The sequence below is a fragment of the Enterobacter wuhouensis genome (genome assembly GCF_004331265.1).
Taxonomy (GTDB): Bacteria; Pseudomonadota; Gammaproteobacteria; order Enterobacterales; family Enterobacteriaceae; genus Enterobacter; species Enterobacter wuhouensis.
On sequence record NZ_SJOO01000011.1, the window covers coordinates 110,608 to 132,912 of the forward strand.

A 22,305-nucleotide genomic window follows, 5' to 3' on the forward strand; every position below is an offset into this window, starting at 1 on the left:
CCAGAATGACCGGGGAGGTCAGTCGATTAATGCGCTCGGCCCTGATCGATGCCTAAGCCCGTTTGAGAACGGATAAACTGGGCGCGGAATTTCTCACGCTCCAGGTTACCCTCCGGCGAGTTGTCGGTAGCGGAGAAGAACCAGATCCCGATAAACGCCACGGCAATGGAGAACAGCGCCGGGTATTCGTACGGGAAGATAGCGCTTTCGTGACCGAGGATCTGCACCCAGATGGTCGGCCCCAGAATCATCAGGATCACCGCCGTCAGCAGCCCCAGCCAGCCGCCAATCATCGCCCCACGGGTGGTCAGTTTCGACCAGTACATGGAGAGCAGGATGATCGGGAAGTTACAGCTTGCCGCAATCGAGAAGGCCAGCCCCACCATAAAGGCGATGTTCTGCTTCTCGAACAGAATGCCTAACAGAATCGCCACAACGCCCAGCACCAGCACGGTGATTTTCGAGACCTTTAGCTCATCGCGCTCGCTTGCGCCTTTGCGGATGACGTTGGCGTAGAGGTCATGCGACACCGCAGACGCGCCGGCCAGCGTCAGCCCTGCAACCACCGCAAGAATGGTGGCGAAGGCCACGGCGGAGATAAAGCCGAGGAACAGGTTACCGCCGACGGCATCAGCCAGATGCACCGCCGCCATGTTGTTACCGCCAATCAGCGCGCCCGCCGCGTCCTTAAACGCCGGGTTCGCCCCCACCAGCATGATCGCGCCAAAGCCGATGATAAAGGTTAGGATGTAGAAATAGCCCATGAAACCGGTGGCGTAGAAGACGCTCTTGCGCGCTTCACGCGCATCGCTCACGGTAAAGAAGCGCATCAGGATATGCGGCAGGCCCGCGGTCCCGAACATCAGGCCCAGACCGAGCGAGAGCGCCGATATCGGGTCTTTCACCAGCCCGCCCGGGCTCATGATCGCTTCCCCTTTCGGATGGACAGCCATCGCTTCGGTAAACAGGTTATTGAAGCTGAAGCCGACGTGTTTCATCACCATAAAGGCCATAAAGCTGGCACCGAACAGCAGCAGGACGGCTTTGATGATCTGCACCCAGGTGGTGGCGAGCATGCCGCCAAACAGGACGTACATCACCATCAGCACGCCGACCAGCACCACGGCGACGTGGTAGTTCAGGCCGAACAGCAGTTCGATAAGCTTGCCTGCGCCCACCATCTGGGCGATCAGGTACAACGCGACGACCACCAGCGAGCCGCAGGCGGAGAGGGTGCGAATCGGCCCCTGCTTCAGGCGGTAGGACGCCACGTCAGCGAAGGTGTAGCGTCCCAGGTTGCGCAGGCGCTCGGCAATCAGGAACAGAATGATCGGCCAGCCAACGAGGAAGCCGAGGGAGTAAATCAGGCCGTCGTAGCCGGAGGTATAGACCAGCGCGGAGATCCCGAGGAAGGAGGCGGCAGACATAAAGTCGCCCGCAATCGCCAGCCCGTTCTGGAAGCCGGTAATGTTGCCGCCCGCGGTGTAGTAATCGTTACGCGAGCGCACGCGTTTCGACGCCCAGTAGGTGATATACAGCGTCAGCAGCACGAAAATGAGGAACATGATGATTGCCTGCCAGTTGGTTGGCTGGCGCTGTACCTCGCCGGTAATGGCATCAGCCGCGTTGGCGGCAAACGGAAGGGCGGCGGCAAGCGCCGTCAGGACTCGCTTCATGATGCTTTTACCTCGCGCAGGACTTCTTTATTAAGACGATCGAATTCGCCGTTCGCGCGCCAGACGTACACGCCGGTCAGCACAAAGGAAATGATAATGACGCCGATGCCAATCGGAATACCCCGCGTGACGCTGGTGCCCGCGTGCAGCGGCGTGCCGAGCCAGTGCGGGGCAAAGGCGATCAGCAGAATAAAGCCGACGTAGATAACCAGCATGATGATGGAAAGGATGAAGGCAAACCGTTGCCGTTTTTCGACGAGCTCCCTGTAGTGCGCACTATTCTCTATCTGCTGACAAATATGGTCATTCATCACAGAGTCTCCAAAGGTAAGGTTGGTTTGTTTTATCCCCTCTCCCCTATGGGGAGAGGGTTAGGGTGAGGGGAGAGGGAGAAAAGGTTACGATGGCATTGCGATGGCCTGCTTCTCTTCGAGCAGTTTGTCCACCACGCCAGGATCGGCAAGCGTTGAGGTATCGCCGAGGTTGCTGGTATCGCCCGCGGCGATTTTGCGCAGAATACGGCGCATAATTTTGCCGGAACGGGTTTTTGGCAGCGAGTCGGTCCAGTGCAGCACGTCCGGCGTGGCGAGCGGGCCAATCTCTTTACGCACCCAGTTGCGCACCTCGGCGTACAGCTCTGGCGACGGCTCTTCGCCATGGTTCAGGGTGACGTAAGCATAAATCGCCTGGCCTTTAATGTTGTGCGGAATGCCCACAACGGCGGCTTCGGCAATCTTCGGATGCGACACCAGCGCGGACTCAATCTCCGCCGTGCCCAGACGGTGGCCGGAGACGTTCAGCACGTCGTCCACGCGTCCGGTGATCCAGTAATAGCCGTCTTCGTCACGGCGCGCGCCGTCTCCGCTGAAGTACATGTTTTTAAAGGTCGAGAAGTAGGTCTGCTCAAAGCGCTCGTGGTCGCCGAACAGCGTGCGCGCCTGGCCCGGCCAGGAGTCGACGATCACCAGGTTGCCCTCGGTGGCCCCTTCCTGCGGATTGCCTTCGTTATCCACCAGCGCGGGCTGCACGCCGAAGAACGGACGGGTTGCGGAACCCGCTTTCAGCTGCGTGGCGCCCGGCATCGGGGTGATCATGAAGCCGCCGGTTTCGGTCTGCCACCAGGTGTCCATCACCGGGCACTTCTCGTTGCCGATTTTCTTCCAGTACCACTCCCAGGCTTCCGGGTTGATGGGCTCGCCCACGGAGCCGAGGATGCGCAGGGAAGAGCGGTCGGTGCCTTCGATGGCCTTGTCGCCTTCCGCCATTAATGCGCGGATTGCCGTTGGCGCGGTGTAGAGAATGTTGACCTGATGCTTGTCGACCACCTGACACATGCGCGCCGGGGTCGGCCAGTTCGGCACGCCTTCAAACATCAGCGTCGTTGCGCCGCACGCCAGCGGGCCGTACAGCAGGTAGCTGTGGCCGGTGACCCAGCCCACGTCGGCGGTGCACCAGTAGATATCGCCCGGATGGTAGTCGAAGACGTACTTAAAGGTGGTGGCCGCATACACCAGATAGCCGCCGGTGGTGTGCAGCACGCCTTTCGGCTTGCCGGTCGAGCCGGAGGTATAAAGGATAAACAGCGGATCTTCCGCGTTCATCTCTTCCGGCTGATGCTGGTCGCTCGCCTTTTCAATCAGGTCGCTCCACCACAGGTCACGGCCCTCGTTCCAGTCGATCTTGCCGCCGGTACGCTTGAGGACGATAACGTTGCTGATGGTGGTCACGTTCGGGTTTTTCAGCGCTTCATCGACGTTTTTCTTCAGCGGAATACCGCGCCCGGCGCGCACGCCTTCGTCAGCGGTGATCACCAGCTTCGAGTTGGAGTCAACGATACGCCCGGCAACCGCTTCCGGGGAGAAGCCGCCGAAGATAACGGAGTGGATCGCGCCGATGCGCGCGCAGGCCAGCATGGCCACCGCGGCTTCCGGCACCATCGGCATGTAGATAGCGACCACGTCGCCTTTCTTGATGCCCTGTTTCAGCAGCACGTTGGCAAAGCGGCACACGTCGCGGTGCAGCTCTTTATAGGTGATATGTTTGCTCTGCGAGGCATCGTCGCCTTCCCAGATAATGGCAGTTTCGTTGCCGCGCGCGGCAAGATGGCGATCCAGGCAGTTCGCCGCCAGGTTCAGCGTGCCGTCTTCATACCATTTAATTGAGACGTTGCCCGGCGCAAAGGAGGTGTTCTTCACCTTCTGATACGGTGTGATCCAGTCCAGGATGTGGCCCTGCTCGCCCCAGAAGAGGTCAGGGCTGGAGATGGATTGCTGATACTTCTCGTGGTACTGCTCCGGGTTTATCAGGCAACGGTCCGCAATGTTTGCGGGAATGTCGTGTTTGTGGATTTGGCTCATGGCTTTTTTTCTCCTTGTAAGATGTTAATAATATGTCGCAAAAACGTTAATAGTAGGGGCTTTACAAGCTTTGTTTAGTATTTGGGCTACAGATCACGCATTGTTTGAACAGGTTGAAAATTGAGCGAATGAAACTTTGAAGGGAAATAATTTAGTGAAAGGATTATTCACATTTATGTAGAAAAAAGCGTTTTTATAACAAAAGGTTATTAATGAGAATTATGACAAATTAGCGTCATAACCCCTTTTTTCAGTGAAATGCCTCGTTCTTTAAGGCTTGCGCAGCAGGCCGTGCAGATGATACTCATACGCCGCGTTAAAAAATCCCATAAACCAACGCAACACAATTCATACCCTTTCAGTATGTCCCCATATTCATGCAGTTTGCGTGAATAAGGCGCTTCATTGAGGAAGTCAGTTTCTATGAAAAACGTAAAAGTGAGCCTGGCCTGGCAAATCTTAATAGCCCTTATTTTGGGCATTTTGCTGGGCAGTTACCTCCACTATCATAGCGACAGCCGCGAGTGGCTGATTGCGAACCTGCTCTCACCGGCAGGTGATATCTTTATTCATCTGATCAAGATGATTGTTGTGCCGATTGTGATTTCGACGCTGGTGGTCGGTATCGCGGGCGTCGGTGATGCGAAGCAGCTGGGCCGCATTGGCGTAAAAACCATTCTCTATTTCGAAGTGATCACTACGGTTGCCATCATTCTGGGTATCACCCTGGCGAACGTGTTCCAGCCGGGCGCCGGAATCGATATGTCGCAGCTGGCGACGGTGGATATTTCGAAATACCAAAGCACCACCGCTGACGTACAGAGCCACGCGCATGGCCTGATGGGCACTATTCTTTCGCTGGTGCCAACCAACATCGTGGCGTCGATGGCGAAGGGCGAGATGCTGCCGATCATCTTCTTCTCGGTGCTTTTTGGTCTGGGACTCTCTTCTCTGCCGGCGACGCACCGTGAGCCGCTGGTCACCGTGTTCCGCTCTATCTCCGAAACCATGTTTAAAGTGACCCACATGGTGATGCGCTACGCGCCGGTAGGGGTGTTTGCGCTTATCGCCGTCACCGTGGCGAACTTCGGTTTTGCCTCCCTGTGGCCGCTGGCGAAGCTGGTGCTCCTGGTGCACTTCGCCATCCTGTTCTTCGCGCTGGTGGTGCTGGGGATCGTGGCGCGCCTGTGCGGGCTGAGCATCTGGATCCTGATCCGTATCCTGAAAGATGAACTGATTCTGGCGTACTCCACGGCAAGCTCTGAGAGCGTGCTGCCGCGTATCATCGAGAAGATGGAAGCCTATGGCGCGCCTGCCTCTATTACCAGCTTTGTGGTGCCGACCGGCTACTCCTTTAACCTCGACGGCTCAACGCTGTACCAGAGCATTGCGGCGATCTTTATCGCGCAGCTGTACGGCATTGACCTGTCGCTGTGGCAGGAAATCGTGCTGGTGCTGACGCTGATGGTGACCTCGAAAGGTATTGCTGGCGTGCCGGGCGTCTCCTTCGTGGTGCTGCTGGCGACGCTTGGTAGCGTCGGCATTCCGCTGGAAGGCCTGGCGTTTATCGCGGGCGTGGACCGCATCCTCGACATGGCGCGTACCGCGCTGAACGTGGTGGGTAATGCCCTGGCGGTGCTGGTTATCGCCAAGTGGGAGCACAAATTCGACCGCAAGAAAGCGCTGGCGTATGAACGCGAAGTGCTGGGTCGTTTTGATAAGACGGCTGACCAGTAATGTAAAAAGCCGGGTGGCGGCTTCGCCTTACCCGGCCTACAAAAGTCGTAGGCCCGGTAAGCGCAGCGCCACCGGGCAATGGTTTACTCCCCGCTCAACGCATCAAACTCTTCGCATCCCGTATCAAACCCTTCGGTACAGCTCAGGTTTAGCCAGTAGAGTGCCTTCTGTTTATTCGGCGTGATAAAGCCTTTCTCACCCTGCTGGAACAGCATACCTGCCCAGTATTCCGCATAGCCCGTGCGTGAAAGCGACGAGCTGCGTTTGAACCATGCCGCTGCCTGAGCGTCGTCCTGCGCCATTTCAACGCCGTTGGCATAAATCAGCCCCAGCAGCATCTGCGCGTCAACCGCAGAGTCGTTATCGATATCCCCGGTGGCCGTTTGCAGCAGTTTAATGGCCTGCGGATAGTCGGTTTTGCCCGCCTGGGTATTCACCAGCAGGCGAGCCAGCATGATCGCGCCACGTTTACTGCCCGCGATGTTCGCCTGCTGCGCCAGCGCTTTGGCTTGCGGATAGTCACCCTGGGTAAAATGAATTTGCGACAGCAGCGCCATCGCATCGACATCGCCGCCCTTTGCCGCTTTCTCTGCCCACAGCGCCGCCTGCGTGCTGTCGCCGGAACTGAACCAGGTATCGGCAAGATAGTATTGGGCACGCGCATCGCCAGCCTCAGCCTGCGCTTTATACTGGCTGCCAATCTCATCGGCACGAGCAAGCCAGGTAAAAAGTAACAACAGCAATAAAAGAGGTTTCATGGATTCTTATCATCTGGGTACATGCCGCGCAGTATAATCGCGGTGGCAGAAGAAAAAAATGGGTGCATTAAGACCTCAGCATCCTACAAGCCGGGCGGAACCGTCGTTCCGCCCGCAGAGGTTAGCCCGCGTTGCAGGCTAATTTCGCCGCCACCTCCTGATGTTCACCTTTTATTGAAAACTCGCATAACTTTCCGCGATTAATAAAGGTAAAGATCACTATCGTCAGGCAAATAATAAAGACGATGCCTAACGCAGTTTTTAATGGCGTCATGCCTTTTACTCCTTGTGTATAAAAGAATAAGAGGCTACTCTCAACCTGTTGGTTGTTGGGGGTAGCCTCGGGTGAATGCAAATTTCCCGGGGCTTTCCACTTTCTGTCCCTCAACAATGCTCAAGACAGAAAGTCTTAAGCACCCGCCGCACATCTTATCCCTCTGAATTAAAATGCAAAGATGTAATTCTTTTTTGCGAAAATTACATTATTTCTGCGAGCCGCTTTCCACAATAATAATTGATATTATTAATGTGTTAAGCATAAATAAAAAGGGAGTGAATATATCACTCCCTTTATTCATCGATTATTTAACGGCGTTACCCCATTGCGCTTTCGCGCAGTCGGGCTTTCAGCTTGCTATATTCATCGATCACGTACTGTTCCGCAGCGTGTTGATCCGCAATCGGCTCCACGCGTACGGCACAGTATTTATACTCCGGCGTTTTGGTTATCGGGCTGAGGTTCTCCGTCACCAGCTCGTTACAGGCGCCAATCCACCACTGGTAGGTCATATAGACCGCCCCTTTGTTCGGACGATCGCTGACCTGCGCACGGGTGATGATGCGGCCCTTACGCGAGTTCACCCACACCAGCGCTTCATCCTCAATGCCGAGGCGCTCCGCGTCGGCGGTGTTGATCTGCGCGTAGCCCGGTTCGTCCGCCAGCGCCGCCAGCGCGGCGCAGTTGCCGGTCATCGAGCGACAGGAGTAGTGGCCCACTTCACGCACGGTGGAGAGCACCATCGGATACTCGTCGGTGAGCTTATCGATAGGCGCGACCCAGTCGCAGGTGAAGAACTGCGCCAGCCCGTTCGGGGTGTCGAACTTCTCTTCAAAAAGATACGACGTCCCCTGGTCGGATTCTGACTCATCGCGGCACGGCCACTGGATGTACCCCAGCTCGCCCATTTTCTCATAGGTTGCCCCATAAAAGTCCGGACACAGATTGCGCAACTCGTCCCAGATCTCCTGGGTGTTGTTGTAGTGCATCGGGTAGCCCATGCGGGTGGCGATTTCACTGATAATCTGCCAGTCGGTTTTCAGATCCCACTTCGGCTCGACCGCCTTAAAGAAGCGCTGGAAGCCGCGGTCCGCCGCCGTGTAGACGCCTTCATGCTCGCCCCAGGACGTTGACGGTAAAATCACATCCGCCGCCGCCGCGGTTTTGGTCATAAAGATATCCTGGACAATCACCAGCTCCAGATCCTCAAAGCCTTTACGCACCGCGGACAGCTCGGCGTCGGTCTGGAGCGGATCTTCACCCATGATGTAGGCCGCACGCACTTCACCGTGCGCCGCGCGGTGCGGCAGCTCGCTGATGCGATATCCGGTGTGTTCCGGCAGGCTCTCCACGCCCCAGGCCTTCGCGAATTTCTCGCGATTTTCCGGGAACTTAACGTACTGATAGCCCGGATAGGTATCCGGCAGCGCGCCCATGTCGCAGGCGCCCTGGACGTTATTCTGACCGCGCACCGGGTTGACGCCGACGTGCGCCTTGCCAAGATTTCCCGTCAGCATGGCGAGGCTGGTCAGGGAGCGCACGGTTTCCACACCCTGGTAGAACTGGGTCACGCCCATGCCCCACAGGATGGCGGCGGTTTTCGCCCCGGCATACATGCGTGCCGCCTGGCGGATCTCCTGCGCGCTCACGCCAGTAATCGCTTCAACCGACTCTGGCGTGTAGCCCTCGACGATTTTGCGATACTCTTCAAAACCTTCCGTACGGGTGGCGACAAACGCCTGGTCGTACAGGTTCTCCTCAATAATGACGTGCCCCATTGCGTTCAGCAGCGCGATGTTCGAGCCGTTTTTCAATGCAATGTGCATATCCGCAATGCGCGCGGTTTCGATTTTACGCGGATCGCAGACGATAATTTTCGCCCCGTTCTGCTTAGCGCGAATAACGTGGTTCGCGACGATAGGGTGAGAATCCGCCGGGTTATAGCCGAAAATAAACACGAGATCGGTATTATCTATCTCGTTGATCGCATTACTCATTGCGCCGTTACCGACCGACTGGTGCAGACCTGCAACCGATGGGCCGTGTCAGACGCGAGCGCAGCAGTCGACGTTATTGGTACCAATAACGGCGCGCGCGAATTTTTGCATTACATAGTTGGTTTCATTCCCCGTCCCGCGTGAGGAGCCGGTAGTCTGAATCGCATCCGGGCCGTACTTGGCCTTGATGGCGCCCAGGCGCGTGGCGACATAATCGAGCGCCTCGCTCCAGGAGACGGCCTCCAGCTTGCCGCCGCGCTCGCGGCGAATCATTGGGGTTTTCAGGCGCGGGGTGAGGATCTGGGTATCGTTAACAAAATCCCAGCCGTAGTAACCCTTCAGGCACAGCGTGCCCTGGTTGGTTTTCCCCTGCGCGGCCTCCGCCCGGACGATTTTGCCGTTATCGACCACCAGGTGGATCTTGCAACCTGAGGCACAATAAGGGCAAACCGTGACGACTTTTTTCATCAGTCTGCTCCAGTTAATAAACGCTTTCTCATCCACTATGCAGCTTCTATGCCATGTTTTTATTGTGGGTATATCCAGACTTTACGGCCGATTTGTCGTCTAAACCCTGACGAAAAGCAGGCAATCGTCAGAATTGACGTGTCGAAAGGGCAGCGGATGTGACATGGGTTGAAATTCCGTTACGTAAAAAACATTTTGGCTGGAGCGGGCGGCAGAATGGTTCAGACTTAACATAATTCCCTGATGGAAGCATATGATGAAACCGGCGATTCTGGTGGTTGATGACGATACGGCAGTGTGTGAACTGCTGCAGGACGTGCTCAACGAGCATGTCTTTAGCGTGCTCGTCTGCCATAACGGCCAGGAGGCGCTGAGACTGGTTCAGCAGGAGCCGGGCGTCGCGCTGGTTCTGCTGGACATGATGCTGCCGGATATCAACGGCCTGCAGGTTTTGCTTCAGCTACAAAAGCTGCGTCCTGAACTGCCGGTCGTCATGCTCACCGGGCTGGGGAGCGAGTCGGATGTGGTGGTGGGGCTGGAGATGGGTGCCGACGATTACATCGGCAAACCGTTTAACCCGCGCGTGGTGGTGGCCCGCGTGAAAGCGGTGCTGCGGCGTACCGGCGTGCTGGCAGCAGAAACGACGGCCCCGCGCGTCGCGGGCATCACCTTTAACGGCTGGACGCTGGATACCACCCGCTGCGAGCTGAGCGATCCGCAGCGTCACGCCGTCCCCTTAACGCAGGGCGAGTACGGCCTGCTGCTGGCGCTCACGCAAAATGCGCGCCGGGTGCTGAGTCGCGAGCAGCTTCTGGAACTGACCCATAGCGAAAGTGCCGACGTGTTCGACCGCACTATCGACGTGCTGATCATGCGCCTGCGGCGGAAAATCGAGGCTAACCCGCATCAGCCCGCGCTGATTAAAACCATCCGGGGGTTAGGTTACGTGTTTGCCACCGATGTTTCCCACAGCGAGAAAGCAGCGTAAAACTAAGGTGTTATCAGTCCCACCGTTTTTAATGCGTAACCTTTCCACTCTGATTTTAGACGCCACAGTGGCAGCGATTTTCGTCCTGTTTCCGGGTCGAGAATTTCTGCAGTGTCATTATGAATGGCGGTAATCACCACAAAATGCGAATACTTTTCACCTTCCAGAGGGATGATCATGGGTTGGTCAATCGTCAGTAGTTCATTAACGTCATATCGGAGACCTTTTGCCTGAAAACCCATACGCTGAGCCGCATTTTTCAGATCGAGAAGGGAAAAACCTGTTTGCAGTTTCTCCGCTTCTGTCCCTGGCTCAGCGCGATAGATAATATCTGAGATAATGTCTATCTCACTGATCTCCAGTGAAAAGCGGGTATTTAGCAGGAGCGACAGAGCTGCTGGCCCGCATGAAAAATCGGTCGTCTGGCGAACAATCCCTTCTGTACGCAAGTGCATCCAGCCTTTCATGGTTGTGTTATAGGCCTGCGCATGACAGGCCAGTAACAATAAACATGCCGCTGACCATTTCATCAGAAGTTCCTTGTCATGCTGACGCCGAACGTTGAACCCGTTGTCTCCAGCGGGAAGGAGACTTCAGGCGTAATGCTGAAACGCGGTGATAGCAGATAAGAGAAATAAAATGCAAGCGATTCAGACTCCTGGCTGGTGCCTTTCATGGTGCGCCCTTCGTATTTCATATTATCTGACCAGCTATAAGTAAATCTGCTGCCCAGCGAACTGACATTATTGAGAGCGAAACCGGTGCCCAGGAATGCCGAGGCGGTATCGCCTGCTTTAATTCGCTCCCCACCTTTACTGGTCTCAAACGTTTTTTCGTATGAGATACCGCCAAAAAAGGTTACGGGATCCGTAATCCGCACAAACGTCAGGGATGGCGTCAGGCTCCAGTAGCCTTCGCTGTTATTCAGCGGCTGCTTCCAGGCGTCCAGGTCGGAGACGTATTTTTTGCGCCCGGTCGGCGTATTGACGGCAAGTGAGCCCGTCACGGATGGATGATCATTGTTCTCTTTCAATAGCAGATATTGGATACCGGCCGATATGTCGCCGATATGGCCCTGAGAGGCATCCCGGGTCCAGGCATTACTCGAAACATCTTCGATTTTTGTGTAGGTCCAGGGTACGTTCAACCAGACGCTAAGCCTGTCGGTAATACCGAATTTTGGCGAAACATAAAAATAAAGCTTTTTAATCGAATAACTGGAAACTTGATAAGGCCCCTGCTGCGGCAATGAGGACGTGGATTTCCATGTGCGGTATTTGAAACCGAAATCAACGTCAGTTTCCCCGTGATTAAGCAGAACCGTATAGTCGGAAAGATAACTAATGGGCGCGCTATACTCCTCCTGCTTTTTCTCTATGTTGGCTATTCGACTATTATCTTTTCTGACGACGTCGAAATGGGTCACATCCGGGAAGGAAATGGGATACACGTTATCCTTTCGCACAATGGATGCTGAATTATTGCTATCTGACTTAAGGAACCCCGTGATTCTGTCACCATTTTTAAACGTCACTGCATACTGCTTATCGGTGTCTATCGTTTTTATTTGATTAGCGCTGATCCGCAGACTTGAACCATAGGGAGTGCTAAAAACACACACGCCATCTTTAAAGGAGACAATATCTCCAGTGATATTGTCTCCGTTGTTCAGTCTGAGAATGTCAGCATGCGCAATCGTAACAAATATAAATGGCGCAACGACGCCAGCCACTCTCGACATCATTTAAATCACCACTTTGTCATGTTGATGTCGCGGTTCCATTTTGTCCAGCGCAGTGCCTGGTTCGATAAGGTCCCATCGGTGTTTACGACGCGATAATACTCTTCAACAACCGATGATTTCGCTGCTTCGAAATTGCCTTCAGTACTACGCGCATAGCGCCAGACATCACCAACGACCGAATATTTTTTTCCGTTTCCGGTATCGGTAATCGTGGTCGGGCCGTTGACGAAGTCCTGGCTGTGCAATACGTAATTTCGACTATCTTCATCGACGCCGAAGTTATGAATCATATTCATATAGTGCATGCCAACAAAATTGGTTCCGGTGATGGTATCAAACCCTTCAAGGGGTTTTTTTATACTGCCGGAGTCGGTCAACGTCAGACTGGAGTATTTCGGAAATTTTATCCCCGCCCAAGGGTTTGTTGGGGTTGTTGGTTTAGGGATTGGGAACACTGGGTTGGTAACAAGACCGTTTCCTTTACCATTAATTTGCGATAGTTGCGTGTCACTTAATTCAGTTACTGCGGCATGTGTCATGCCTGAGAATAACAATGCCGTTAGTAGCATAATTTTATGCTTCATGGTTTTTCCTTATGGTAAATTAATGTTGTTATCCGGCTGTGTATTCATGTTAAGGGTAAATGAACATTGCCGATGGACAACGCAAGGAAAAACGGCAGATGCGGCTTAAACTTTAAAAATGATTAATATGAATGCTCGATAATTGAACTGTTTAAATTTCATGCATATATATTGCAACAGAGATATAGCGCCGCTTACAGCGTGATTTGCGATAAAGTTATATTTCCCTTTACCCTTAATTCAGGTAGGGAATGAATTATCCTTAAGATACGTTTTCAGCTCCTCCAGCGTTTTCGCGCCGTCGATGGCGTTGGCGGCCAGCAGGCTGGCCCGCGCGCAGGCGTGCGCCAGATAAATGCTCTCCGTGAGCGACAGAGATTCATGGCAGCCGTATAAAAACCCCGCGCAAAACGCATCGCCCGCGCCGACGCTGCCGATAATCTCCTCCTGCTCCAGCATCCACGACGGGATCCAGCGGCCTTGCTCACCCGGCGCTTCACCCCATGCCCCTTCCGGACAGTGGATCACCACCCGCTGACGAACGCCTGCCGCCAGCAGCTGCGCGGCAGCGTCGGCGATGTGGGCCATGTTCAGCTTATCGCTGTCGTCTCGTATCGACAGGCCGCTAAACTCACCGGCCTCCAGCTCGTTAATCACCAGATAATCCAGATGGCGCAGGGCAGGGAGCACCAGCGGCTGATAGCGCGGATCGCCCTTGCGGGACACCAGGTCGAGCGAGGTTTCATATCCCTGGTCGCGCATCTGCGCCAGCAGCCGCGCGCTGCGGGTGCCGAACTCGTCATCGGGCATATCCAGGCTGTCGAGCAGCAGCAGGTAGCCGAGATGGAAGATCTTCATCGATCCGTCCAGGCGATCGAAGGCGGGAAGATCCAGCAGGCGGTTGGCGCCCGGCGAGTGGAAGAAGGTGCGCTGGCCGCTGGGATCGGTCATCACCTGCGACATGGAGGTCGGGGCGAAGGTGGTGCGCTGCACGCGCTGGCGATTGACGTGGTACTGGTCGAGCATCGCCAGAATATAATCCCCGTCGCCGTCTTCGCCAATCAGCCCCACCGCCTGCAGCGGCAGGCCAACGTGCATTTTCGCCAGCGTCAGCAGCACGTTGAGCGGCGCGCCGCCGGTCGAGCGTTCGCTGTGGGTGATTTCCGCCAGCCAGCCGCGCTCCGGCCACTGCACGATCTGGTGGACGTGATCCACCAGCATGTTGCCTGCGGCGATAATGCCTTTACGTTCCATTATGCCTGCCCCGCGCTGCCGAAGATGCGCATCTGTTCGGCGACCGTATCGGTTATCGCCTCTTCTATGCCCAGCAGCAGCTCGGCAAACTCATCGTACAGCGGCTGGCGGTTCGCCATGCGCTGCTCGACGGCGGCGAGCGCGGCCTGCGACATGCCGGTATAGAAGTTAATTTTATGAATGCCCAGCTCGATAGCGCGGCGGAAGTCGGCATCGCTGATCCCGGAGCCGCCGTGTAAAACCAGCGGCAGCCCCGTCTGCTGGCGGATGGCGTCCAGGCGCGGGAAATCGAGCTTCGGCTCGCCCTTGTATTTGCCGTGCGCGTTGCCGATGGCAACCGCCAGCGCGTCAATGCCGGTTGAATCGACAAATTCGCGCGCCAGCTGGGGGTCGGTAAAGAACGCTTCGTCCGCATGCCCGTACAGCGCGCCGCCTTCATCACCACCGACCGCGCCCAGCTCCGCCTCCACCGACACGCCCACCGCGTGGCACATCTTCACCACTTCGCGCGTCTGGCGAATGTTTTCCTCGTAGCTAAGGGTCGAGCCGTCGAACATCACCGAGCTGAAGCCTAAGCGCAGGGCGCGCACCACCGCCTCGAAATGCAGCCCGTGGTCGAGGTTAAGCACCACGGGAATGTCGTGACGAGCGGCTTCGAACTTCACCGCTTCGACAAGCGAATCCAGCGACACGTACTTAAAGTGCACTTCGGCGATGTTGATGATAAAGGGCGAGCGTTCCTGCTTCGCGGCGGCGAACAGCGCGCGGAGGAAGTGGGAGTCGAGCACGTTAAACGCGCCCAGCGCGTAGCGGTGTTCCCTGGCGTGCTCAAGACCGTCGGCAAGAGAAATCAGTGGCATCATTCACCCCTTATATCCGAAACAGGTTGTACTCGTTGCACAGCACCAGCAGCGCCGGTTCGTCTTCTTCGATGTTGTTATAGCGGGCAACGGGCTGCAAAAAGTGGTTATCGTGCTCGTCGTCATTCACGGAGGACACTTCGCCGACCAGCACGTCGCCAAAGCCGCGTTCGCCCCAGAAGCTGTGGTACAGGCCGGGCGTGAGGCAGATGCTTTCCCCTGGCGTGAGGCGCAACTGGCTGCCGGGCGCATGGGTCTGCCGACAGCCGTCGACGGTAACGGTCACGTCGGTGTTTTCCGTCTCTTCATGCGCGCCCGCATTCCATAGCTCAATAATCAGGTTCCCGCCGGCCCGGTTGATGATGTCTTCCCGCTTGCGCCAGTGAAAATGCATCGGCGTCACCTGGCCGTCGCGCACGTGCATGATTTTTTCGGCATAGCCTTTTTCATAAGGCATGCCGTTGGGCGAGCCGTTGCGCAGGGTAAACAGCGTCAGGCCCTCGGCGGCAAAATTATTACCGCCGAACGCCGTCACGTCCCAGCCGAGCTTGAGGTCGAATACCTCCTGCCATGCGGCCTGGTCAAGCTGCTGCCATTTTGTTGGCGGAAAGCTGGCAAACGGCGGGAGATGCACGTCGTGCATGGAAAAGAACTGCCGCGTGTGGCCGAGGATTTCGTTGATGTCGGAGCGTTTCATGGGGACTCCTGCATTTTTTGCAAAACCTTACCCCTCACCCTAACCCTCTCCCCAAAGGGGAGAGGGAACTTGAACACCCTCTCCCCTTTGGGGAGAGGGCAGGGTGAGGGGTTTACTTAACCGTCCAACCCTTATACGTCCCGACGTTCTTTTTATCGATCATCGTCACCGGGATCAGCACGGGCTCTTTTGGCGCAGCTTTGCCCTGCAGAATGTCATAGCCAATTTCCACCGCCTTCGCGGCCATCACCTGCGGATCCTGCGCCGGAGTTGCCACAAACAGGGAGTTTTCGCGCTTCAGCGCTTCCTCACCGTCCGGGGAACCATCCACGCCGACGATAAAGAACTCGCTGCGCTGCGCCTGCTTCGCGGCCAGATCGGCGCCGATCGCGGTCGGATCGTTAATCGCAAACACGCCGTCGATCTTCGGATTGGCGGCCAGCAGTGAGGTCATCACCTCCAGCCCGCCCTCGCGGCTGCCCTTGGCGTTCTGGTTGTCCGAGAGCACTTTTATTTCCGGATGGCGCTTAAACTCGGTCTGGCAGCCTTCCACGCGGTTTTGTACCGCGGAGACCGGCGGCCCGTTGATGATCACCACGTTGCCTTTGCCCTTCAGGCGGTCGGTAATGTATTTGCAGGCCATTTCGCCCGCCTGGGTGTTATCGGAGGTGATTGTCGCATCAGCCCCTTCCGCCGCCACGTCAACCGCCACGACCACGATCCCCGCCTCTTTGGCGCGCTTCACCGCCGGGCCGATCCCTTTGGAATCTGCGGCGTTGAGGATGATCATGTCCACCTTCGCGGCAATAAAGTTGTCGATCTGCGCCACCTGCTGGCCCAGATCGTACCCGCTGGAGACCAGCGTCACCTTGACGTTATCGCCAGCCAGCTTGCGCGCTTCCAGCTCGGCACCTTTGGTGATCTGCACGAAGAACGGGTTGGCCAGGTCGCCCACCGTCACGCCGATGGACTTCAGATCTTTTGCCTGCGCAAACGGCGCTGCGGCAAGCAGTGCGCCAGCACAGAGCGCGGTCACTAAGGGTTTCAAACGCATAGGGTTTTCCTCGAATCTGTAGGGTGTTGTTGTTATGCACTTTGATGGTGTCGGGTACGGTATTTGTCGATCAGCACCGCTATGATGATCACCGCCCCTTTGATCACCAGCTGCCAGAAGTAGGAGACGCCCATCAGCGTCATGCCGTTATTGAGGGTGGCGATGATCAGCGCGCCCACCAGCGTGCCGGTGATCGTGCCGATCCCGCCGACGAAGCTGGTTCCGCCCAGGATCACCGCCGCAATCGCGTCCAGCTCGTACCCCGTGCCGAGGTTGCCGTTGGCGCTGTAGAGGCGCGAGGCGCTCATCACGCCGCCTAAGCCCGAGAGCAGGCCGCTCATGCCGTAGACAAACAGCAGCACCAGCCAGACCTTAATGCCGGTCAGTCGCGCCGCCTGCATGTTGCCGCCCACCGCGTAAATGTGAACGCCAAGCGTAGTGCGGCGCAGGATGAACCAGCAGATGGCAATGACCGCAAGGGCGATCGCCACCAGCCACGGAATCGGGCCGAGGTAGTTATTGCCGATCCACTCGAAGCTGATGTTGGAGTTAATGACCGTGGTACCGTCCGCCAGCAGGTAGGCCGCGCCGCGCAGCGCCGTATAGGTGCCGAGCGTCACGATAAACGGCGGCAGCCCGGCAAAGGCCACCAGCACACCGTTGAACAGCCCCAGCACCATCCCGAGCATCAGCGCGGCCGGAATGGAGAGCATGGCAAATTCAGGGATAAGCGAAACCACCATCGCCGCTACCGCCGTGGTGCCCAGAATCGAGCCGACGGAGAGGTCAATCCCGCCGGTCAGGATGATGAAGGTCATTCCGGCCGCCAGCACGATATTGATCGACGCCTGACGGGTAATGTTCAGCAGGTTGCTTTCGGTGAAGAAGTTGGGCGCGATAAAGCCAAATACCGCCACAATCAGGATTAAAATCGGCAGGATGCCGACCGTTTGCATCAGATCGCTCATCAGCATTTTTTTGGCGGAGGCGGATTTTGCCACCTGCTGCGGATGGGTTGGAGTTGTCATGATTGCACCGCCTGATGATGAGTGTCGTTCACGCCGGTAGCCAGCGTCATAATGTTTTCCTGGGAGATGTCGCGCCCGTGCAGTTCACCCGCGATGCTGCCTTCCCGCATCACGTACACCCGGTCGCTCATGCCCACCACTTCCGGCAGCTCGCTGGAGATCATCAAAATCGCCACCCCCTTGCGCGCCATCTGGTTCATGATGCGGTAGATCTCGCTTTTCGCGCCGACGTCCACGCCGCGCGTGGGTTCGTCCAGAATAAGAATGCGCGGGCCAATCGCCACCCAGCGGGAGATCAGCAGCTTTTGCTGGTTGCCGCCGGAAAGCCCGCCCGCGCGCACCTGAGAATGCGGCACGCGGATGTTGAGCAGGGCGATGGCGTCATCGGAAATCGACTGGGCTTTTTTGCGGTTTAGCATCCCGAAGGTGGCGTCGCGCTCCAGCGTCGCCATGGTGATGTTCTCCTGCGCCGCCAGCTCCAGAAACAGCCCTTGCTCCTTGCGGTTCTCGGTAAGAAAGCCGATGCCGTTATCAATGGCCGCGCGCGGGGAGTGGATCACCACCGGCTCGCCGTCCACCTCAATCATGCCGCCCGTGGCCTTGCGCACGCCGAAAATCAGCTGCGCCAGCTCGGAACGTCCGGCCCCGACCAGGCCCGCCAGCCCGACAATTTCGCCGGAACGTACCTGCAGGCTGCACGGCTGCACTTTTTTACCGTCGGTGAGGTGGTGGACGTTGAGGCGCGGGCTGCCGAGAGGAATATCACGCTCTTTGTTGAACAGGTCGCTTAACGGGCGGCCCACCATCATGCGCACCAGCTCAGAGGCATTCAGCTTGTCGCGCGTCAGGCTACCGACGTACTGCCCGTCACGCAGCACGCTGACGCGGTCAGAGAGTTCATACACTTCCGCCATGCGGTGGCTGATATAGATGATCGCCATCCCTTCATCGCGCAGGCGCAGAATCAGTTCAAACAGGCGGTGCGTTTCCCGCGAGGAGAGGGCGGCGGTGGGTTCATCCATCACCAGAATGCGGCTGTTGCGGTGCAGCGCGCGGGCAATTTCCACCTGCTGCTGCTCGGCGATGGTCAGCTTCATCACCAGGTCGGTGGCGCTGAACTGTGCGCCGAGGCGCTCAATCACCGCCTGCGCCTGGGCGGCCATCTCTTTGCGCTGCACCATCCCACCGCGCGACAGCTCGCTGCCGAGAAAGATGTTTTCCGCCACGGTCAGATTGGGCGCGAGCTGCATCTCCTGATAAATCAGGGTAATGCCTGCGGCCAGCGCATCTTTCGGCCCTTTAATGTGAAACGGCTGGCCGTCGATCAGGATCTCGCCGCCGGTGGCGGTATAGGCTCCCGCGAGGATTTTCATCAGCGTGCTTTTACCCGCGCCGTTTTCCCCCATCAGCGCGTGGATCTCACCGGGGAAGACCGTCAAATCCACACCCTTGAGCGCGTGGAAATTGCCGAAGGTTTTGGCAATCTGGCGCATCTCTAAAACCGGGGTTCTGCTCATGGCGGATCTCCTGTGAATGTCGATATCTGCACTTCATCACAGGTGCGTAAATGCAAAATGTCAGAAGCCGTTCATATTTGTCATAGTTATGAATAGCGAATGTGGATCACTCTTTTACCCTCACCCCGGCCCTTTCCCTGAAAGGGAGAGGGAGCAAATCATTCCCTCGCCCCTTTGGGGAGAGGGTTAGGGTGAGGGGACACCAAACCGCACAGGAGCCCAACTCCATGCCATCACGCCCTCCGTTCTTCGCCAGCGCCCGCGGACGCCTGCTGATTTTTAATCTGCTGGTGGTCACCGTTACGCTGATGGTGAGCGGCGTGGCGGTACTCGGCTTTCGTCACGCCAGCCAGATCCAGGAGCAGGTGCAGCAGCAAACGCTGGATGACATGACCGGCAGCATGAACCTCGCGCGTGATACCGCCAGCGTGGCGACGGCGGCGGTGCGACTCTCTCAGGTCGTCGGGGCGCTGGAATATAAAGGCGAAGCCGAGCGGCTGAAGCAGACCCAGATGGCGCTGCGCCACTCGCTGGAGCAGCTTGCGGATGCGCCGCTGGCGCAGCAGGAGCCGGCGCTGGTGGCGCGTATTATTCAAAGAAGCAATGAATTACAGCAGAGCGTGACGGGAATGCTGGAGCGCGGCCAGCGGCGTCATCTGGAGCGTAACGCACTGCTAAGTTCGCTCTATCAAAGCCAGAGCTACCTGCGCCATCTTCAGGATATTAATCGCCGCTACGGCAGCAACGTCCCGGATGCGCGGCAGCTGATGGAAATGGACAGGCTGATCGTCGCTGCCATCGGCACCCCTTCACCGAGCGCCACGGTTCATCAACTGGACGCCGTCACGGCGACGCTTCCCCGACGCGCAGCGCAGCCCGTCGTGAACGTCGTCCTGCCGGATTTCAACGACGAGCTGCACAAGCTTGCCCCGCTGTCGAAGCAGCTGGAGGAGAGCGATCTGGCGATAAGCTGGTATATGTTCCACATCAAGGCGCTGGTGGCGATCCTTAACAGCGACATCAATCAGTACGTTGAGCAGGTGGCGAACGCCTCCACATTGCGTACCGCCCAGAGTCATCACGAGCTGCGCTCGATCAGCGTGTTTATCAGCATCTTCGCCGTGCTGGCGCTGATCATCACCGGGTGCGCCTGCTGGTATATCTACCGCAATCTGGCCTCTAACCTGACGGCCATTTCCCGGGCGATGTCGCGTCTCGCCCATGGGGAGCAGAATGTGTCGGTGCCCGCGCTGCAGCGGCGCGACGAGCTGGGCGAGCTGGCGCGCGCGTTTAACGTTTTTGCCCGCAACACCGCCTCGCTTGAGCACACCACTCGGCTGCTGAAAGAAAAAACCACGCAGATGGAGATCGACCGCGTCGAGCGTCAGGGGCTGGAGGAAGCGCTGCTGCACAGCCAGAAGATGAAGGCGGTCGGACAGCTGACCGGCGGGCTGGCGCATGATTTTAACAATCTGCTGGCGGTGATTATCGGCAGCCTGGAGCTGACCGACCCCGAATCAAAAGACGCGCCGCGCATCACCCGGGCGCTTAAGGCCGCCGAGCGCGGGGCGCTGCTGACTCAGCGCCTGCTGGCCTTCTCACGCAAGCAATCCCTGACGCCGCATGCGGTAGAGATGCTGCCGCTGCTGGAGAACCTCCGTGAGCTGATGCGCCACTCCCTTCCTGCCACCCTCACCCTTGAGATAGAAGCGCAATCCCCGGCCTGGCCCGCGTGGATAGACGTCAGCCAGCTGGAAAACGCCATTATCAACCTGGTGATGAACGCGCGCGATGCGATGGAGGGGCAAAGCGGTGTGATTAAAATTCGGACATGGAACCAGCGCGTGACCCGCAGCGACGGGCGAAAGCAGGATATGGTTGCGCTGGAGGTGATCGACCACGGCAGCGGCATGTCGCAGGAGGTGAAATCGCAGGTTTTTGAGCCGTTCTTCACCACCAAGCAGACCGGGAGCGGGAGCGGATTAGGCCTGTCGATGGTGTATGGCTTTGTGCGCCAGTCCGGAGGACGGGTCGAGATTGAAAGCGCGCCGGGGCAGGGAACGACCGTCCGGCTTCATCTGCCGCGATCGGTGCTGCCCGCCGCTGCAGATGATGAAGCGCTGCCTGCCGCGACGTCCGCTGACGGCGAACGGCTGGTGCTGGTGCTGGAAGATGAGGCGGACGTTCGCCAGACCCTGTGCGAGCAGCTGCACCAGCTTGGCTACCTGACGCTCGAAGCTGAGGATGGCGAGCAGGCATTAAAGATGCTGGCGGCGTCGCCGGATATTGGCATGTTTATCAGTGACCTGATGCTGCCCGGAAGCCTGAGCGGGGCTGAGGTGGTGAACCAGGTGCGCAGCCATTATCCGCAGCTTCCGGTGCTGCTGATCAGTGGCCAGGATTTGCGTCCGGCGCATAACCCGCAGCTGCCGGACGTTCAGCTACTGCGTAAGCCGTTTACGCGGATGCAGCTGGCGCAGGCGCTGCGGAAGGTGATGGTAATTTGAGATTCCTGAATTATTTTCAGAATTTAACTCCTGTTTCAGTCATTTACAGAATCGCTTCTCCATGCAACCATCCTGATTTAACCCTAAGTTAAATCAGGTCTTTGTTATGGATAACTGGTCAGCGCTTTTCGACGGACAGACCCGCTACACCCTTGCGATTAACGACAGCCCGGTGAAGCCGGATGTCCTGCGCTTTTACGGCAGGGAAGCCCTGAGCGAGCCGTTTAAATGGGATATTGAGTTCACTACTCAACAGGCGAACATTCCCCCGGAACAGGTGCTGATGAAATATGCCTCGTTGCGGATGCGTGGCGGCAAAAGTGTCCACGGCATTGTGACCCGCCTGGAGTGGCTGTCCACATCCAGGGACCAGTCCCGCTACCGGCTCACGCTCAGTTCCCGCCTGGCGCTCCTGGCACACACCCGGCAGTGCGCCGTATTTCAGAACCAGTCCGTTCCGGAAGTGGTGGAGCAGGTGCTGCGCAGACACGGGCTGGAGGGACCTGATTTTGAATTCAGGCTGGAGCGCACCTACCCGCCGCGTGAAATTATCACCCAGTGGCGGGAAACGGATTTGCAGTTCATTCAGCGTATTCTGTCTGAGGTGGGGATTTACTGGCGTACGGAGATGGACGACGTGCGCGGTCTGGATACCTACATCCTGGCCGACAGCCAGCTTAACTACCGGTTTGACGTGCGCCTGCCTTACCGCGAGCCATCGGGGCTGTTTGACGGTGCGGCAGAGTCGGTCTGGGATGTGCGGACGTGGCACAGGATTGCCACCGGCACCGTTACCACACGT

The 22,305-nt window shown here is 57.3% G+C and carries 19 protein-coding genes; 4 read left to right on the forward strand and 15 right to left on the reverse strand.

Annotated features, from left to right (window positions below; genetic code table 11):
• Positions 1-26 precede the first annotated feature (26 nt).
• The 3 genes from actP to acs form a co-directional block, all read right to left on the reverse strand.
• Entirely contained in the window at positions 27-1,676 is a 1,650-nt protein-coding gene (actP, locus tag E0L20_RS19900) for a cation/acetate symporter ActP (RefSeq protein WP_131635452.1), read from the reverse strand.
• Complete coding sequence (locus E0L20_RS19905; RefSeq protein WP_131635453.1) at positions 1,673-1,987, reverse strand: DUF485 domain-containing protein; 315 nt, start codon at positions 1,985-1,987, stop codon at positions 1,673-1,675. The genes actP and E0L20_RS19905 overlap by 4 nt, the downstream gene beginning before the upstream one ends.
• 87 nt (positions 1,988-2,074) lie before the next feature.
• Positions 2,075-4,033: an acetate--CoA ligase gene (gene acs / locus E0L20_RS19910; protein WP_131635454.1), complete on the reverse strand. Its 1,959-nt coding sequence runs from the start codon at positions 4,031-4,033 to the stop codon at positions 2,075-2,077.
• A gap of 423 nt (positions 4,034-4,456) precedes the next feature.
• On the opposite strand from acs, the gene gltP reads away from it, so the two are divergent.
• A complete protein-coding gene (gltP, locus tag E0L20_RS19915; RefSeq protein ID WP_131635455.1) occupies positions 4,457-5,770 on the forward strand; it encodes a glutamate/aspartate:proton symporter GltP in 1,314 nt (437 codons plus the stop codon).
• 83 nt (positions 5,771-5,853) lie between these two features.
• Here gltP and E0L20_RS19925 read toward each other — a convergent pair whose 3' ends face one another.
• The 3 genes from E0L20_RS19925 to fdhF all read right to left on the reverse strand — a co-directional run bounded on the left by E0L20_RS19925 (position 5,854) and on the right by fdhF (position 9,270).
• Positions 5,854-6,528, reverse strand: coding sequence for a tetratricopeptide repeat protein (locus E0L20_RS19925; protein ID WP_131635456.1), 675 nt, complete (start codon positions 6,526-6,528; stop codon positions 5,854-5,856).
• 121 nt (positions 6,529-6,649) lie between these two features.
• Positions 6,650-6,802, reverse strand: a complete 153-nt coding sequence (locus E0L20_RS19930) for a Hok/Gef family protein (RefSeq protein ID WP_131635457.1) — start codon at positions 6,800-6,802, stop codon at positions 6,650-6,652.
• A gap of 320 nt (positions 6,803-7,122) precedes the next feature.
• The gene (fdhF, locus tag E0L20_RS19935) at positions 7,123-9,270 is read right to left on the reverse strand and encodes a formate dehydrogenase subunit alpha (protein ID WP_131635458.1); all 2,148 of its coding nucleotides are present in this window, start codon (positions 9,268-9,270) and stop codon (positions 7,123-7,125) included.
• Between the two features lie 256 nt (positions 9,271-9,526).
• Here fdhF and E0L20_RS19940 point away from each other — a divergent pair, with 256 nt between their 5' ends.
• Entirely contained in the window at positions 9,527-10,258 is a 732-nt protein-coding gene (locus E0L20_RS19940; RefSeq protein ID WP_131635473.1) for a response regulator, read from the forward strand.
• Positions 10,259-10,260: 2 nt separating this feature from the next.
• Here E0L20_RS19940 and E0L20_RS19945 read toward each other — a convergent pair whose 3' ends face one another.
• The 9 genes from E0L20_RS19945 to E0L20_RS19985 all read right to left on the reverse strand — a co-directional run bounded on the left by E0L20_RS19945 (position 10,261) and on the right by E0L20_RS19985 (position 18,996).
• Positions 10,261-10,788, reverse strand: coding sequence for a C39 family peptidase (locus tag E0L20_RS19945; RefSeq protein ID WP_131635459.1), 528 nt, complete (start codon positions 10,786-10,788; stop codon positions 10,261-10,263).
• Positions 10,788-11,990 carry a transporter gene (locus tag E0L20_RS19950; RefSeq protein WP_165500731.1) on the reverse strand — a complete coding sequence of 401 codons (1,203 nt, stop codon included), beginning with the start codon at positions 11,988-11,990 and terminating at the stop codon, positions 10,788-10,790. Before E0L20_RS19950 ends, E0L20_RS19945 begins: the two co-directional genes overlap by 1 nt.
• Positions 11,991-12,007: 17 nt before the next feature.
• Positions 12,008-12,586 (reverse strand): hypothetical protein, encoded by a 579-nt coding sequence (locus E0L20_RS19955; protein ID WP_131635461.1) that lies wholly within the window; start codon positions 12,584-12,586, stop codon positions 12,008-12,010.
• 240 nt (positions 12,587-12,826) lie between these two features.
• Positions 12,827-13,840, reverse strand: coding sequence for a carbohydrate kinase family protein (locus E0L20_RS19960; RefSeq protein WP_131635462.1), 1,014 nt, complete (start codon positions 13,838-13,840; stop codon positions 12,827-12,829).
• Positions 13,840-14,700, reverse strand: coding sequence for a ketose 1,6-bisphosphate aldolase (locus tag E0L20_RS19965; RefSeq protein ID WP_131635463.1), 861 nt, complete (start codon positions 14,698-14,700; stop codon positions 13,840-13,842). Before E0L20_RS19965 ends, E0L20_RS19960 begins: the two co-directional genes overlap by 1 nt.
• A gap of 10 nt (positions 14,701-14,710) precedes the next feature.
• Positions 14,711-15,397 (reverse strand): D-lyxose/D-mannose isomerase, encoded by a 687-nt coding sequence (locus tag E0L20_RS19970; protein ID WP_131635464.1) that lies wholly within the window; start codon positions 15,395-15,397, stop codon positions 14,711-14,713.
• Positions 15,398-15,509: 112 nt separating this feature from the next.
• The gene (locus E0L20_RS19975; protein WP_131635465.1) at positions 15,510-16,451 is read right to left on the reverse strand and encodes an ABC transporter substrate-binding protein; all 942 of its coding nucleotides are present in this window, start codon (positions 16,449-16,451) and stop codon (positions 15,510-15,512) included.
• A 32-nt stretch (positions 16,452-16,483) separates the two neighbouring features.
• On the reverse strand, positions 16,484-17,479 hold the full coding sequence (locus E0L20_RS19980) for an ABC transporter permease subunit (RefSeq protein ID WP_131635466.1): 996 nt from the start codon (positions 17,477-17,479) through the stop codon (positions 16,484-16,486).
• Positions 17,476-18,996, reverse strand: a complete 1,521-nt coding sequence (locus tag E0L20_RS19985; RefSeq protein WP_131635467.1) for a sugar ABC transporter ATP-binding protein — start codon at positions 18,994-18,996, stop codon at positions 17,476-17,478. Before E0L20_RS19985 ends, E0L20_RS19980 begins: the two co-directional genes overlap by 4 nt.
• Before the next feature lie 227 nt (positions 18,997-19,223).
• Here E0L20_RS19985 and E0L20_RS19990 point away from each other — a divergent pair, with 227 nt between their 5' ends.
• Together E0L20_RS19990 and E0L20_RS19995 are read left to right on the forward strand one after the other, a co-directional pair.
• Complete coding sequence (locus E0L20_RS19990) at positions 19,224-21,503, forward strand: hybrid sensor histidine kinase/response regulator (RefSeq protein WP_131635468.1); 2,280 nt, start codon at positions 19,224-19,226, stop codon at positions 21,501-21,503.
• 106 nt (positions 21,504-21,609) lie between these two features.
• Positions 21,610-22,305: type VI secretion system Vgr family protein (locus E0L20_RS19995; RefSeq protein WP_131635469.1), on the forward strand; the 696-nt coding region annotated here is incomplete at its 3' end.

Excerpts from the sequence above, each read along its gene's own strand:
- E0L20_RS19955 (WP_131635461.1), bottom strand. The coding sequence starts at position 12,586 with ATGAAGCATAAAATTATGCTACTAACGGCATTGTTATTCTCAGGCATG.
- E0L20_RS19985 (WP_131635467.1), bottom strand. The coding sequence starts at position 18,996 with ATGAGCAGAACCCCGGTTTTAGAGATGCGCCAGATTGCCAAAACCTTC.
- E0L20_RS19905 (WP_131635453.1), bottom strand. The coding sequence starts at position 1,987 with ATGAATGACCATATTTGTCAGCAGATAGAGAATAGTGCGCACTACAGG.
- E0L20_RS19980 (WP_131635466.1), bottom strand. The coding sequence starts at position 17,479 with ATGACAACTCCAACCCATCCGCAGCAGGTGGCAAAATCCGCCTCCGCC.
- E0L20_RS19970 (WP_131635464.1), bottom strand. The coding sequence starts at position 15,397 with ATGAAACGCTCCGACATCAACGAAATCCTCGGCCACACGCGGCAGTTC.
- E0L20_RS19990 (WP_131635468.1), top strand. The coding sequence starts at position 19,224 with ATGCCATCACGCCCTCCGTTCTTCGCCAGCGCCCGCGGACGCCTGCTG.
- gltP (WP_131635455.1), top strand. The coding sequence starts at position 4,457 with ATGAAAAACGTAAAAGTGAGCCTGGCCTGGCAAATCTTAATAGCCCTT.
- E0L20_RS19940 (WP_131635473.1), top strand. The coding sequence starts at position 9,527 with ATGAAACCGGCGATTCTGGTGGTTGATGACGATACGGCAGTGTGTGAA.
- actP (WP_131635452.1), bottom strand. The coding sequence starts at position 1,676 with ATGAAGCGAGTCCTGACGGCGCTTGCCGCCGCCCTTCCGTTTGCCGCC.
- E0L20_RS19930 (WP_131635457.1), bottom strand. The coding sequence starts at position 6,802 with ATGACGCCATTAAAAACTGCGTTAGGCATCGTCTTTATTATTTGCCTG.
- E0L20_RS19945 (WP_131635459.1), bottom strand. The coding sequence starts at position 10,788 with ATGAAATGGTCAGCGGCATGTTTATTGTTACTGGCCTGTCATGCGCAG.
- E0L20_RS19960 (WP_131635462.1), bottom strand. The coding sequence starts at position 13,840 with ATGGAACGTAAAGGCATTATCGCCGCAGGCAACATGCTGGTGGATCAC.
- acs (WP_131635454.1), bottom strand. The coding sequence starts at position 4,033 with ATGAGCCAAATCCACAAACACGACATTCCCGCAAACATTGCGGACCGT.
- E0L20_RS19975 (WP_131635465.1), bottom strand. The coding sequence starts at position 16,451 with ATGCGTTTGAAACCCTTAGTGACCGCGCTCTGTGCTGGCGCACTGCTT.
- E0L20_RS19965 (WP_131635463.1), bottom strand. The coding sequence starts at position 14,700 with ATGCCACTGATTTCTCTTGCCGACGGTCTTGAGCACGCCAGGGAACAC.
- E0L20_RS19925 (WP_131635456.1), bottom strand. The coding sequence starts at position 6,528 with ATGAAACCTCTTTTATTGCTGTTGTTACTTTTTACCTGGCTTGCTCGT.